A 17148-nucleotide genomic window follows, 5' to 3' on the forward strand; every position below is an offset into this window, starting at 1 on the left:
CAATGTGACATTACCGGGCGGATTGTTTAGGATGACGCCCAATAGGTCAATACCTTGACGGAAAAGTAATTTTCCTGACAGGACAACAAAATATTGACGCCAAAGTTTTTTCAAAGAAATTAAGTACTCCAGCTATTGAATCGGCACCAGTGAGCGGGCCGGTCTCCTTGATGGATGCCCCCGAACGGTAATACACGGAGAGTCTTTTATGAGCAGCGTTGCGGTCGTCAAAAGCATTGTCGGTCAAGTGTTCGCGGTATCCCCGGAAGGGATTCGTCGCCTGCTTGTAGAAGGGGATCGCCTGTTCGCGGGTGAGCAAGTCGATACCGGCGCATCGGGCGCCGTGTCTCTGGAATTGGCCGACGGCCGTACCATCGATTTGGGTCGCGACACTCAGTGGAGCGCAAACGCTCCTGATTCTGTCACCGACCTGAGCGCCGCGACTGCACAAGCCGCACCGTCCGTTGCCGAACTGCAGCAAGCCATTGCTGCCGGCGCCGACCCGACCCAAGACCTCGAAGCCACCGCTGCCGGCCCGACCTCCGCAGGCGCCGACGGTGCCGTGGGCGGCGGCCACAGCTTTGTTGTGCTGGAAGCTACCGCAGGCGTGGTCGACCCCACCATCGGCTACCCCACGACCGGCTTGAATGCCGGTGATGCCGTAGGCACTACCCAAACCGGCGCCGACAATAACGGCGTCGACCCGCGCAACGTCACCATCACCCTGACCGCCACGCCGAGCATCACCGAAGCCGGTGGCGTCGTGGTTTACACCGTATTTATCACCCAGGCACCGACCAGCGACCTGACCGTGACCTTGTCCAACGGCCTCTCCGTTGTGATCGCCGCCGGCCAGACCTCCGGCGTGCTGAACGTCACGTTTGCCGGGAATGACACGCCTTACCTGGACGCCTCGTCGATCTCCGCCACCATCGCCGGCACCTCCGGCGGCGGCAACCTGATCATCACCACCGACCCTGCGCCAGCCGTCACGCAGATCGCGGACACCATCGACACCACCACCGTCACCCTGACCGCGACCCCGTCGGTGAACGAAGGCGGCCAGATCGTCTACACCGCCACCGTGACCAACGCGGCGCAGACCGACGTTGTGATCAAGCTGTCCAACGACCTGAGCATCACCATCGAGGCCGGTAAAACCACCGGCACGGTCACGGCCGACACACCTGCCAACCTGGCGGACGGCAAGAACCTGGCCGTCAGCGTTACGATCACCGAGGCGACTGGCGGTAACTACGAAGACTTGGCAATCAACCCAGAGCCGGCCACTTCCACCGTGGTTGCTGTGGATGATCCGAGCGTGTTGGTCGCAGATACCAACACCATCGTCGAAGATAGCCTCGCAGTCGGCAACGTGCTGAACAACGACACCGACATCGATAACACGTTGGCTGTCGCCACCTTCAGCGTGGGTAACGCGACCTACAGCGCCGGTCAGACTGCTGACATCGAAGGCATTGGCTCCATCACCATCGGGGCTGATGGCGCTTACGTGTTTACCCCGGTCAAGGATTACAGTGGCGAAGTGCCGCAGATCGGTTACACCACCAACACCGGCTCGAGCAGCACGCTGACAATCACAATCACGCCGGTCAACGATGCACCGGTGATCGACGTGACGGGCACGACCCTGGTCGAAAACACCGCCGTCGCGGGCAGCGTGGCAGGCACGTTTGTTATCAGCGATGCAGAAACGCCGGCTGACCAACTGACCGTCACGTTCACGGGCGACAACAACAAAGATGGCTACTACGCCATCGTCGACAACACTGTCGTGCTGACTCAGAAGGGCGCTGACTTCGTCAACGCCGGCAATCAACTGCCGAAGATCGACCTGACTGTCACCGACCCCGAAGGCCTCAACGCCAACGCAACTGGCCAGCCGACCGTGACCCTGGTCAACGATGTGCCGGTGATTGAAATCACGGCTAACACCATTGTTGAAGAAACGGCAGCGGCGGGCACTGTTGCGGGCACTTTTGTTGCCAAAGATGAAGAAACCCCGCGCGAAAACCTGACGATCAGCTTCACCGCAGGCACCAACGCCGATGGTTACTACGCCATCTCTGGCAACAACGTCGTCCTGACCGCTAAAGGCGCCGAATTCGTCAACGCTGGCAACCAGCTGCCGAAGATCGACCTGACCGTCACCGACGCTGGTGGTCTCAGTTCTACTGGCGAAGGCCAGCCGACTGTAACGCTGGTCAACGATGTACCGTTGATCGACATCACGCCGACCACCATCGTTGAAAACACCGCCGAAGCAGGCACCGTTGCCGGTACCTTCAACGCACGTGACGAAGAAACCCCGCGCGAAAACCTGACGATCAGCTTCACCACCGGCACCAACGCCGACGGCTACTACGCCATCTCCGGCAACAACGTGGTCCTGACCGCCAAAGGTGCTGAATTCGTCAACGCTGGCAATCAACTGCCGAAAATCGACCTGACCGTCACCGACGCTGGTGGCCTCAGCTCCACTGGCGAAGGCCAGCCGACTGTAACGCTGGTCAACGATGTGCCGCTGATCGACATCACGCCGACCACCATCGTCGAGAACACTGCCGAAGCAGGCACCGTTGCCGGTACTTTCAACGCACGTGACGAAGAAACCCCGCGTGAAAACCTGACCATCAGCTTCACTGCTGGCACCAACGCAGATGGCTACTACACCATCTCTGGCAACAACGTCGTCCTGACCGCTAAAGGCGCCGAATTCGTCAACGCTGGCAACCAGCTGCCGAAAATCGACCTGACCGTCACCGACGCTGGCGGCCTCAGCTCCACTGGCGAAGGCCAGCCGACCGTAACGCTGGTCAACGACGTTCCACTGATCGACATCACTCCGACCACCATCGTTGAAAACACCGCCGAAGCAGGCACCGTTGCCGGTACTTTCAACGCACGTGACGAAGAAACCCCACGCGAAAACCTGACGATCAGCTTCACCACCGGCACCAACGCCGACGGTTACTACGCCATCTCCGGCAACAACGTTGTGCTGACCGCTAAAGGCGCCGAATTCGTCAACGCTGGCAACCAGCTGCCGAAGATCGACCTGACTGTTACCGATGCTGGCGGCCTCAGCTCCTCTGGCGAAGGCCAGCCGACTGTGACCCTGGTTAACGATGTACCGTTGATCGACATCACTCCGACCACCATCGTTGAGAACACTGCCGAAGCAGGCACAGTCGCCGGTACTTTCAACGTGCGTGACGAAGAAACCCCACGTGAAAACCTGACGATCAGCTTCACCACCGGCACCAACGCCGACGGCTACTACGCCATCTCCGGCAACAACGTGGTCCTGACCGCTAAAGGCGCCGAGTTCGTCAACGCTGGCAACCAGCTGCCGAAAATCGACCTGACTGTTACCGACGCTGGCGGCCTCAGCTCCACCGGCGAAGGCCAGCCGACCGTAACGCTGGTCAACGACGTTCCACTGATCGACATCACGCCGACCACCATCGTTGAAAACACCGCCGAAGCAGGCACCGTTGCCGGTACTTTCAACGCACGTGACGAAGAAACCCCACGCGAAAACCTGACGATCAGCTTCACCACCGGCACCAACGCCGACGGCTACTACGCCATCTCCGGCAACAACGTTGTGCTGACCGCCAAAGGCGCCGAGTTCGTCAACGCTGGCAACCAACTGCCGAAGATCGACCTGACTGTTACCGATGCTGGTGGTCTTAGTTCTACTGGCGAAGGCCAGCCGACTGTGACCCTGGTCAACGACGTTCCGCTGATCGACGTTACGCCGACCACTATCGTCGAGAACACCGCTGAAGCAGGCACAGTCGCCGGTACTTTCAACGCACGTGACGAAGAAACCCCGCGCGAAAACCTGACGATCAGCTTCACTGCTGGCACCAACGCAGATGGCTACTACACCATCTCTGGCAACAACGTCGTCCTGACCGCTAAAGGCGCCGAATTCGTAAACGCTGGCAACCAGCTGCCGAAAATCGACCTGACCGTCACCGACGCCGGTGGTCTTAGTTCTACTGGCGAAGGCCAGCCGACTGTGACCCTGGTTAACGACGTACCGTTGATCGACATCACTCCGACCACCATCGTTGAAAACACCGCCGAAGCAGGCACCGTTGCCGGTACGTTCAACGCACGTGACGAAGAAACCCCACGTGATGGTCTGACTGTTAGCTTCACCACCGGCACCAACGCCGACGGTTACTACGCCATCTCCGGCAACAACGTCGTCCTGACCGCTAAAGGCGCCGAGTTCGTCAACGCTGGCAACCAGCTGCCGAAAATCGACCTGACCGTCACCGACGCCGGCGGCCTCAGCTCCACTGGCGAAGGCCAGCCGACCGTAACGCTGGTCAACGACGTTCCACTGATCGACATCACGCCGACCACCATCGTTGAAAACACCGCCGAAGCAGGCACTGTCGCCGGTACCTTCAACGCACGTGACGAAGAAACGCCGCGCGAAAACCTGACGATCAGCTTCACCACCGGCACCAACGCCGACGGTTACTACGCCATCTCCGGCAACAACGTCGTCCTGACCGCTAAAGGCGCCGAATTCGTCAACGCTGGCAACCAGCTGCCGAAAATCGACCTGACCGTCACCGACGCTGGCGGCCTCAGCTCCACCGGCGAAGGCCAGCCGACCGTAACGCTGGTCGATGACACCCCAACCGCCATCGACGGCCGCATCGAGGGCAACGAAGACACCTCGATCGAGCTCACTTGGGCGACGTTTGGCGTTCAGGACGAAGATTCCACCAGCCCGGCAGTGGTGTTCACCAGCCTGCCGGCCGGTTCCATCGAATACAAAGTCGACGGCGAGTGGGTCAAGCTCACCACGGCCGATCTGAAAACCGACACTTCGGCAGGCAAGGCCTTCACTCAGGCTGACTTCGATGCCCACAATGTGCGTTACACCCCGGCAGAGAACGAATCGGGCGATAACAGCTTCAGCGGCACCGCCGTGGGTAACAAGCAAAGCGACTACACCGAGCTGAACTTCCAGGCGACCGACGGCAACTCCTACAGCGACACTAAAACCATCACCGTGGATATCCACCCGGTGACGGATGTGCCGGTCCTGACCTTTGGCCAAGTGCCAACTGGCCTGGTCATCCAAACCTGGACCGGCAGCAACCTGCCGTCCGAGCTGGGCACCAACGGCCAGGGTGTTACCCAGTCGAGCACGTTGATCAATGTGATCAACGCCCAGACCGCTGACAGCGCAGCCTCCACCGGCGTGACCAGCAATGTGAGCAACGGCAACGTGGCCGAAGGCACCGCGACCAAAGTGTCGGGCCTGGTCTACCTGGAAGCCGGCAAGAGCTACACCTTCAGCGGTACTGCCGACGACAGTCTGGCAATCACCGTAGGTGGCAAGCTGGTTGCTTCCGAGACGTGGAGCCAGGGCAGCGGGATTGGCGGGTCTTCCTACACGCCGACCGAGTCGGGCTACTACACCCTCGACATCTACCACTACAACCAGAACGGCCCGGGCAACTACGACGTCAACGTATCGACCAATAACGGCCCGGCCGTGTCGTTGGGCAGCAGCGGCCTGCAGACCTACACCAGTGTGGCCGCGCTGGAAGCCGCCGGCATGGTGCTCGGCGACAGCCATGTGGTGAACGGCGAAGGCTATTACACCGGCTCCGTCTACAACCACGGCCTGGAAGACACCGCGATCCAGATCGCGCCGATTACCGCCACGTTTGTCGACAACGACGGCTCGGAGTCCCACAAGGTCGAAATCAGCGGCCTGCCGGAAGGCGCCGTGCTCACCGACGGCACCACCGGCCACAGCATCACCTCGACGGGCGCCAACACGCTCTACGATGTGAGCACCTGGAACCTGAGCACCCTGACCGTTACCCCGTTCAAGGACTCGACCGCCAGTTTCGAGCTGACCGTGAAGGCCACGGCCAAAGAGCTGAGCACCGGTGTTGAAGAAGTAACCAGCGGCAAGATCGGCATCGTAGTCACGGCGGTCAACGACGCGCCGGTACTGGGCAACGGTTCGACCAATGCGTTCGGCGACACCTACATCGAAGGCAAGCCGGGCGGTTACGTCGCGGCCAACCTGACCATCGCCGACGTCGACAACAGCACCTTGCAAAGCGCCAAAGTCACGCTGGTCAACCACCTGACCGATGACGTGCTGATCGCGGATGTCAGCAACACTAAGATCACCGTCAGCTATGACAAAAACACCGGTGTGCTGAGCCTGTCCGGCGAAGCCACCAAGGCTGAGTACCAGGAAGTCCTGCGCTCGGTGCATTTCGCCAGCGAGAGCGAGAACCCGAGCCCGGTCAATCGCAACCTGACCATCACCGTGAACGACGGTCAGGCGGACTCCGCACCGGTGACCTCCGTGATCCACGTTGTGCCGGTCAACGATGTGCCGGTAGTCAGCTTCGACAGCACCACCTTCACTGAGCAAACCGCAGGCGGCGCGCTGGTCAAGAACCTGTCCATCAGCGACGTCGACAACTCCACCTTCAGCAAAGTGGTGGTTACGGTTGATCACCTGGTGTCTGGTGATCTGCTCAGCAATGCCGATGTACTCAAGGCCCTGGCTGTTGCCGGCATCACCATCACCGAAACCGGCAGCGCCGCCGATGGCAAAGTCGTCTACACCCTGACCAGCAACTCGCCAGCCGGCAGCAGTGCGGCGGACTTCATCAAGCTGGTTGAAGCGATTACCTTCCAGGCCCCGGGCAACAATCCAGCTGGCACTGATCGCACCGTAACCATCGACGTCACCGACATCGGCGGCGGCAACCTTGACCGCGAGCCACCGGAAACCGGCAGCGCCACCGGCAAGGTCACCATCGACCTGTTCAACGATGCGCCGACCGCATCGGCTGCCCCCGCCACTGCCAACGAAGACCACGCGGCCACGATCGTCCTGAGCGGCGCCGATGTTGACGGCTCCGTTGCCAGCTTCGTCATCACCACCTTGCCGACCAACGGCACGCTGTACAGCGACTCGACGCTCACCACCGCCCTGAAAGTCGGCGACTCGGTACCAGCAGGCGCCGACGGTAAGGCTTCGGTGTACTTCTCGCCGACCGGCGACTGGAGCGGCAGCACTGCGCTGACCTTCACCGCTGTCGACAATGACGGCAAACCGAGCGGCGACACCACCGCCGCAATCACCATCGCGCCAGTCACCGACACCCCGCACCTGGGCCTGCTCGGCGGCGGCGTGGTGAGCGCGATCAACTTCGACAGCGCCCCGATCAACGGCGCCTGGAGCACGGTCGCGGTTGGCGATGCCAACAACGCAGCCGGCACGGGCACTAATCCGAATACCCAATGGCTGACCGGCAACGCCGACGGCAACGTGGAAATCGGCCAAGGCAGCGTCTACGGCGTAGAGACCCCAGGCAACAGCCAGGTCATCGAGCTGGAGAAAAGCGCCGGCGACGACGCCAGCCTGTACACCATCATCAAGGCTGAAAGCGGCACGGCGTACACCATCTCGGTTGACTACTCGCCGCGTGCGGGCGCCGAGAACAACTCGGTGATCGACGTGTTCTGGGGCGGCGTCAAAGTCGGCACCCTGGACGCCACCGTCGTGGGCATGAAGACCTACACCTTCACCGTGCCCGTCACCGCTGACGGTGACGCCAGGCTCGAATTCAAGGCCCCGGCCGGCGACACCAACAACTCGGTTGGTGGCGTGCTGGACAACATCAGCGTCACCCAAGTGCTGAACACTGGCCTTGAAGACCACGCGATCAAGTTGTCCGCGATCGACGCTTATGCCACTGACACAGATGGTTCCGAGACGCTCAAGCTGGAAATCAGCGGCATTCCGCAAGGCGCGACCATTTCCGACGGCACGCCGGGCCACAGCTTCACGGCCACGGCTGACGTGCAAAGCATCGATATCAGCACCTGGAACAAAGCCACACTGGTCTACAACCCGGTGCCAAACGCCAACGGCCTGGTGAACCTTACCGTTACCGCCACCGCGCAAGATGGTGATGCGACGTCGAAGTCCGAGTCGATTACGCTGCCAATCAACGTGATTGCGGTCAACGACCTGCCGGTGATTGAAGTCGTCGCGAACGACCTGGTGGAAAAACAGGTCGGCGAAGGCACCGTGGCCGGTACCTTTACCGTCAGCGACGTCGAAACCCCGATTGCCGATCTGAAAGTCACCTTCACCGGCGACACCAACAAAAACGGCTACTACACCCTCGTGGGCAATGCCGTGGTGTTGACCCTGGCGGGCGCAAACTTCGTCAACGCGGGTAACAAACTGCCGGCCATTGACCTGACCGTGACGGATGCCGACAAGGGCAGCTCCCACGATGCGGCGACGCCGGGTGTGGCGCTGGTCAACGATGTGCCGCTGATTGATGTAACGCCGGCCACTATCGTTGAGAACACTGCTGAAGCGGGTACCGTTGCCGGTACGTTCAATGCGCGTGACGAAGAGACTCCACGCGATGGTCTGAGCGTTAGCTTCACTGCCGGTACTAACACCGATGGCTACTACGCTATCTCCGGCAACAATGTGGTCCTGACCGCCAAAGGTGCTGAATTCGTCAACGCGGGTAACCCGCTGCCGAAGATCGACCTGACCGTCACCGACGCTGGTGGTCTCAGCTCTACTGGCGAAGGTCAGCCGACTGTTACCTTGGTCAACGACATCCCGGTCATCACCGTGGCTGCCACCACCATCGTTGAGAACACCGCCGAAGCAGGCACCGTTGCCGGTACCTTCAACGCGCGTGACGAAGAAACCCCGCGCGAAAACCTGGCTATCAGCTTCACCGCTGGCACCAACGCAGACGGCTACTACGTCATCTCCGGCAACAACGTGGTCCTGACCGCCAAAGGCGCTGAGTTCGTCAACGCGGGCAACCCGCTGCCGAAAATCGACCTGACCGTCACCGACGCCGGTGGCCTCAGCTCTACTGGCGAAGGTCAGCCGACTGTTACCTTGGTCAACGACATCCCGGTCATCACCGTGGCTGCCACCACCATCGTTGAGAACACTGCCGAAGCAGGCACCGTTGCCGGTACTTTCAACGCGCGTGACGAAGAAACTCCACGCGATGGTCTAAGCGTTAGCTTCACTGCCGGTACTAACACCGACGGCTACTACGTCATCTCCGGCAACAACGTGGTCCTGACCGCCAAAGGCGCTGAGTTCGTCAACGCGGGCAACCCGCTGCCGAAAATCGACCTGACCGTCACCGACGCCGGTGGCCTCAGCTCTACTGGCGAAGGTCAGCCGACTGTTACCTTGGTCAACGACATCCCGGTCATCACCGTGGCTGCCACCACCATCGTTGAGAACACCGCCGAAGCAGGCACCGTCGCCGGCACTTTCGTTGCCAAAGACGAAGAAACTCCACGCGATGGTCTGACTGTTAGCTTCACCACCGGCACCAACGCCGACGGCTATTACGCTATCTCCGGCAACAACGTCGTCCTGACCGCCAAAGGTGCTGAATTCGTCAACGCGGGTAACCCGCTGCCGAAGATCGACCTGACTGTCACCGATGCTGGCGGCCTCAGCTCTACTGGCGAAGGCCAGCCGACCGTAACGCTGGTTAACGACGTTCCGCTGATCGACATCACGCCGACCACCATCGTTGAGAACGCTGCTGAAGCAGGTACCGTTGCCGGTACGTTCAACGCACGTGACGAAGAAACTCCACGCGATGGTCTGACTGTTAGCTTCACCACCGGCACCAACGCCGACGGTTACTACGCTATCTCCGGCAACAACGTTGTGCTGACGGCCAAAGGCGCTGAATTCGTCAACGCGGGTAACCCGTTGCCGAAAATCGACCTGACCGTCACCGACGCCGGTGGCCTCAGCTCCACTGGCGAAGGCCAGCCGACTGTTACCTTGGTCAACGACATCCCGGTCATCACCGTGGCTGCCACCACCATCGTTGAGAACACCGCTGAAGCAGGCACCGTTGCCGGCACTTTCGTTGCCAAAGACGAAGAAACTCCACGCGATGGTCTGAGCGTTAGCTTCACTGCCGGCACCAACGCCGACGGCTACTACGTCATCTCCGGCAACAACGTGGTCCTGACCGCTAAAGGCGCCGAGTTCGTCAATGCGGGTAACCCGTTGCCGAAAATCGACCTGACCGTCACCGATGCTGGTGGTCTCAGCTCTACTGGCGAAGGTCAGCCGACTGTTACCTTGGTCAACGACATCCCGGTCATCACCGTGGCTGCCACCACCATCGTTGAGAACACCGCTGAAGCAGGCACCGTTGCCGGTACCTTCGTTGCTAAAGACGAAGAGACCCCGCGTGATGGTCTGACTGTTAGCTTCACCGCAGGCACCAACGCAGACGGCTACTACGCTATCTCCGGCAACAACGTTGTGCTGACCGCGAAAGGCGCCGAGTTCGTCAACGCGGGCAACCCGCTGCCGAAAATCGACCTGACCGTCACCGACGCCGGTGGCCTCAGCTCCACTGGCGAAGGCCAGCCGACTGTTACCTTGGTCAACGACATCCCGGTCATCACCGTGGCTGCCACCACCATCGTTGAGAACACCGCTGAAGCAGGCACCGTTGCCGGCACTTTCGTTGCCAAAGACGAAGAAACTCCACGCGATGGTCTGACTGTTAGCTTCACCACCGGCACCAACGCCGACGGTTACTACGCTATCTCCGGCAACAACGTTGTGCTGACGGCCAAAGGCGCTGAATTCGTCAATGCGGGTAACCCGTTGCCGAAAATCGACCTGACCGTCACCGATGCTGGTGGTCTCAGCTCTACTGGCGAAGGTCAGCCGACTGTTACCCTGGTCAACGACATCCCGGTCATCACCGTGGCTGCCACCACCATCGTTGAGAACACAGCCGAAGCAGGCACCGTCGCCGGTACTTTCAACGCGCGTGACGAAGAAACTCCACGTGATGGTTTGACCGTTAGCTTCACCACCGGCACCAACGCCGACGGTTACTACGCTATCTCCGGCAACAACGTTGTCCTGACCGCCAAAGGCGCTGAATTCGTCAACGCGGGTAACCCGTTGCCGAAAATCGACCTGACCGTCACCGATGCTGGTGGTCTCAGCTCTACTGGCGAAGGTCAGCCGACTGTTACCTTGGTCAACGACGTTCCAGAAATTGCTGTCACGCCGACCACCATCATCGAGAACACCGCTGAAGCAGGCACCGTTGCCGGTACCTTCGTTGCTAAAGACGAAGAGACCCCGCGTGATGGTCTGACTGTTAGCTTCACCACCGGCACCAATGCGGACGGCTACTACGCCATCTCCGGCAACAACGTTGTGCTGACTCAGAAGGGCGCTGATTGGGTCAACGCCGGCAATCAACTGCCGAAAATCGACCTGACCGTCACTGACGCTGGCAATGCCACTTCGCACAACGAAGCGACGCCAACCGTCACGCTGGTCAACGACATCCCGGTCATCACTGTTACCGCCACCACCATCGTGGAAAACACCGCCAAGGTCGGCACCGTCGCCGGTAGCTTCGTTGCAACCGACGAAGAAACCCCGACCGCCAGCCTGAAAGTGGCGTTCACCACCGGCACCAACACGGACGGCTACTACACCCTGTCCGGTACCGACGTAGTCCTGACACAGAAAGGCGCTGATTGGGTCAACGCCGGCAACCAGTTGCCGAAAATCGACCTGACCGTCACTGACGCTGGCAACGCCACTTCGCACAACGAAGCGACGCCAACCGTCACGCTGGTCAACGACATCCCGGTCATCACCGTGGCTGCCACCACCATCGTGGAAAACACCGCCAAGGTCGGCACCGTCGCCGGTAGCTTCGTTGCAACCGACGAAGAAACCCCGACCGCCAGCCTGAAAGTGGCGTTCACCACCGGCACCAACACGGACGGCTACTACACCCTGTCCGGTACCAACGTGGTGCTGACTCAGAAAGGCGCCGATTGGGTCAACGCCGGCAATCAACTGCCGAAAATCGACCTGACCGTCACTGACGCTGGCAACGCCACTTCGCACAACGAAGCGACGCCAACCGTCACGCTGGTCAACGACATCCCGGTCATCACCGTTACCGCCACTACCATCGTGGAAAACACCGCCAAGGTCGGCACCGTCGCCGGTAGCTTCGTTGCAACCGACGAAGAAACCCCGACCGCCAGCCTGAAAGTGGCGTTCACCACCGGCACCAACACGGACGGCTACTACACCCTGTCCGGTACCAACGTGGTGCTGACTCAGAAGGGCGCTGATTGGGTCAACGCCGGCAATCAACTGCCGAAAATCGACCTGACCGTCACTGACGCTGGCAATGCCACTTCGCACAACGAAGCGACGCCAACCGTCACGCTGGTCAACGACATCCCGGTCATCACCGTGGCTGCCACCACCATCGTGGAAAACACCGCCAAGGTCGGCACCGTCGCCGGTAGCTTCGTTGCAACCGACGAAGAAACCCCGGTTGCCAGCCTGAAAGTGGCGTTCACCACCGGCACCAACACCGACGGCTACTACACCCTGTCCGGTACCGACGTAGTCCTGACACAGAAAGGCGCTGATTGGGTCAACGCCGGCAACCAGTTGCCGAAAATCGACCTGACCGTCACTGACGCTGGCAATGCCACTTCGCACAATGAAGCGACGCCAACCGTCACGCTGGTCAACGACATCCCGGTCATCACTGTTACCGCCACCACCATCGTGGAAAACACCGCCAAGGTCGGCACCGTCGCCGGTAGCTTCGTTGCAACCGACGAAGAAACCCCGGTTGCCAGCCTGAAAGTGGCGTTCACCACCGGCACCAACACGGACGGCTACTACACCCTGTCCGGTACCAACGTGGTGCTGACTCAGAAGGGCGCTGATTGGGTCAACGCCGGCAATCAACTGCCGAAAATCGACCTGAGCGTCACTGACGCTGGCAACGCCACTTCGCACAACGAAGCGACGCCAACCGTCACGCTGGTCAACGACATCCCGGTCATCACTGTTACCGCCACCACCATCGTGGAAAACACCGCCAAGGTCGGCACCGTCGCCGGTAGCTTCGTTGCAACCGACGAAGAAACCCCGGTTGCCAGCCTGAAAGTGGCGTTCACCACCGGCACCAACACCGACGGCTACTACACCCTGTCCGGTACCAACGTGGTGCTGACACAGAAAGGCGCTGATTGGGTCAACGCCGGCAACCAGTTGCCGAAAATCGACCTGACCGTCACTGACGCTGGCAATGCCACTTCGCACAATGAAGCGACGCCAACCGTCACGCTGGTCAACGACATCCCGGTCATCACCGTTACCGCCACCACCATCGTGGAAAACACCGCCAAGGTCGGCACCGTCGCCGGTAGCTTCGTTGCAACCGACGAAGAAACCCCGGTTGCCAGCCTGAAAGTGGCGTTCACCACCGGCACCAACACCGACGGCTACTACACCCTGTCCGGTACCAACGTGGTGCTGACTCAGAAGGGCGCCGATTGGGTCAACGCTGGCAATCAACTGCCGAAAATCGACCTGACTGTCACTGACGCTGGCAATGCCACTTCGCACAATGAAGCGACGCCTACCGTCACGCTGGTCGACGACGCCCCAACCGCCACCAACGGTTATATCCAGAGCGACGAAGACACTCCGGTCGAGCTGACCTGGGCGACCTTCGGCGTCAAGGATGAAGACACCGCGAATCCGAAAGTGGTGTTCACCAGCCTTCCGGCCGGTTCGATCGAGTACAAAGTCAACGGGGTGTGGGTCGCACTCACCACGACTGATTTGAAAACCGATACCTCGGCCGGCAAGTCGTTCAGCCAGGCTGATTTCGATAGCCACAACGTGCGTTACACCCCGGCGGCCAACGAGTCGGGCGATAACAGCTTCAGCGGCACCGCTGTCGGCAACAAGCAGAGCGATTACACCCAACTGAAATTCCAGGCTACCGACGGCAATTCCTACAGCGACACCAAGACCATCACCGTGGATATCCACCCGGTGGCGGATGTGCCTGTCGTGGCGGTTGGCGCTTTCGGCGCTGTGCCGACAGGCCTGGTGATCCAAACCTGGACCGGCGGCACCCTGCGCAATGATCTGGGGACCAACGGTAACGGTGTGGCCAATTCCAGCGATCTGATCCGTGTGATCGACGCCAAGACAGCCGCCAGCGCAGCCTCCACCGGTGTGACCAACAACGTCAGCAACAGCAATGTGGTTGATGGCACGGCGACCAAAGTCTCTGGCCTGATCTACCTGGAAGCGGGCAAGAGCTACACCTTCACCGGTACGGCCGACGACAGCCTGGCAATCACCGTGGGCGGCAAGTTGGTTGCCACTGAGACCTGGAGCAAGGGCAGCGCGATTTCCGGGTCGAGCTACACCCCGACCGAATCGGGCTACTACACCCTCGATATCTACCACTACAACCAGGCAGGCGCGGGCAACTACGACGTCAATGTGTCGACCAACAACGGCGTATCGATGTCCCTGGGCAACAGCGGCCTGCAGACCTACACCAGCGTGGACGCGTTGAAAGCCGCAGGTGCAGTGCTCGGCGATAGCCACGTGGTCAATGGCGAAGGCTATTACACCGGCTACGTCTACAACCGCGGCCTGGAAGACACCGCGATCAAGGTCAGCCCGATTACCACCACGTTTGTCGACAACGATGGTTCGGAGTCGCACAAGGTGGAAATCAGCGGCTTGCCAGCCGGTACCGTGATTACCGACGGCACCACTGGGCACAGCATTACGTCGAACGGCAGCGGCACGCTCTACGATGTCAGCACCTGGAACCTGAAAACCCTGACGGTTACGCCGCTCAAGGATTCGACCGCCAGCTTCGACATCACCGTGAAAGCCACGGCCACCGAGTTGAGCACCGGCGCTTCGGCGGTGACGACCGGCAAAGTGAGCATCGTAATCACGGCGGTCAACGACGCCCCAACCCTGGACCTGAGCACGGCTGACGGTGCTGTCGCCACCGGCTACAACACCGCGTACACCGAACGCAGCACTACGGGTGTGGCGATTACCGGCAGCGTTGCCATTGGCGACGTCGACAGCACCCAGATGCAAAGTGCGACCATCACCCTGAAAAACGCCAGTTCGGGCGATGTACTGAGCTCCAACCTGGTAGCGGTGGGTGGTACCTACAAAGGCATCACCGTGACCAGCGTCGGGACTGACGTCAGCGGCAAGATCGTGCTGACCCTATCGGGCGTGGCGGATGCGGCGACCTACAAGACGCTGCTTGAGTCGTTCCAGTACTCCAGCACCAGCAAGTACCCGACGCTGGGCGATCGCACCATTGATGTCTCGGTGACTGACAACGAGGGGGGCAACAGCCTGAGTTCGTTGCCGGCAACGACGACCATCACGGTCAAGCCTCAGGTCTACACCCCCGTTACGGAAGGCGGCGCTGCGGTGGATAACATCGACCTGGGCTCCACCTCGACCCACAACATCGTGATTGGCGACAAAGGTGGCATCACCACCCCGGGCACCAACTACAACATCGCGTTTATCGTTGACACCTCGGGCAGTATCGGCCCGAACGCGATGACCTCGATCAAGTCCCAGTTGTCGACCATCTTCGATACCCTGATCGCCAACGCCAAGTTGACCGGTTCGGGTGTGGTGAAAGTGTTGCTGGTGGACTTCGATACCAAGGTCGAATCGCAAGTGTCGGTCAACTTGGCTGACCAGGCGGCTGCCAAGGATGCGTTGCAGGCTGTGTTGAACAACATGAGCTCCAACTCGACTGACGTGACCAACTACCAGGACGCCTTCAACACCGCGACGGCCTGGTTCAAGAGCTCTGAAGCGACCAGCAACGCCAGTGCGAAGAACCTGACGTACTTCATTACCGACGGTGCGCCGAACGTCTACAACTACACGTACGACGACATCACTCTTGGCGCGACCAGCCGCTACGGCGATACGGTTTACTTCGACAGCAGGGTCAATAGCAAAAACTACACCCTGGGCCAGTCCGCTGAGGTCACCGCAACGATCTACGGCAAGACCCAGGTCATCGTTGACAGCGATGGCAAGGTCTATTCGTACAACTCGTCCGGCGCCAAGACCTTTGAAGGTTATGTCGTGTCCGATGGCCGCGGTGGTTTCGACGTGGCGGGTGCTAGCAACTACTACTACAACTATCCGTTGGAGGCGGCCAAAGCCGCTTACGCCGCGCTGACCACTGCGATCAAGGGCGGGGTTGAGGTTCAGGCCATCGGCCTGGGCAGTAATGTCGATAAGGACATGCTGCAAAAGTACTTCGATACCGACAAGACGGTTAGCACGATCGACACCGCGAAGCTGGCGGACACCATTACCGGCCACACCGCCGATACCGGTGCTGACAACGTTTCCGGCGGTTCGGGCAACGACATCATCTTCGGCGACCTGATCAGCTACAAAGGCCAGGAAGGCGGCGCGGCACTCAAGGCCTTCGCGGCCGAGAAGCTGTCCATCAGCGTCGATCAGGTCGATGACCGCACCTTGCATCAGTACATCTCTGAGCACGTGCAGGACGTCGGTGCGTTGGCCAACGCGTCGAACATCTACGGTACCAATGATGGCGGCGACACCCTGATCGGCAACGCTGGCGATGACATCCTGTTCGGCCAGGGCGGTAACGACACGCTCTCCGGCGGTGCAGGCAACGACATCCTGGTGGGCGGCAAGGGTAACGACATCCTCACCGGCGGCGCGGGTGCCGATACCTTTGTGTGGCTCAAAGGCGACACCAACACCAGCGGTGGCTTTGACCGCATCACTGACTTCAAGCACGGCGAAGGCGACAAGCTGGACCTGTCCGACTTGCTGCAAGGCAATAACGACACCAACCTGTCGAGCTACCTGAGGCTGACCACCGATGCGTCGGGCAACTCGACGCTGAGCGTGAGCAGCACCGGCTCGTTCACCGGCAACAGCGGCGGTACGGCTGATGTCACGATCAAGGTGGATGGCGCCGGTTGGGGCTCGGGTTCTGCCGCGATCAATAGCCTGATCGCCGGTGGTGACTTGACCGTCAAGCACCACGACTGATCACCCAAGGGGCGTCAAACTTTCGGGATTGACGCCCCTTTGGCAGGCGCTTTGGGGAAATGTGTGTAATCTCTGTGGGAGCCGTGTGCGGCGCCTGCAGGGATTTTTTATTGGGA

The 17148-nt window shown here is 60.3% G+C and carries 1 protein-coding gene; it reads left to right on the forward strand.

The window, feature by feature from the left end; all coding sequences use genetic code 11:
• The first annotated feature begins 208 nt into the window (after nt 1-208).
• Nucleotides 209-17032: a retention module-containing protein gene (locus PspS35_RS01445; protein WP_159932470.1), complete on the forward strand. Its 16824-nt coding sequence runs from the start codon at nt 209-211 to the stop codon at nt 17030-17032.
• The last annotated feature ends 116 nt before the right edge of the window (nt 17033-17148 follow it).

This window comes from Pseudomonas sp. S35 (genome assembly GCF_009866765.1).
Taxonomy (GTDB): Bacteria; Pseudomonadota; Gammaproteobacteria; order Pseudomonadales; family Pseudomonadaceae; genus Aquipseudomonas.

Coding starts and splice junctions, on each gene's coding strand:
- PspS35_RS01445 (WP_159932470.1), top strand. CDS start 209: ATGAGCAGCGTTGCGGTCGTCAAAAGCATTGTCGGTCAAGTGTTCGCG.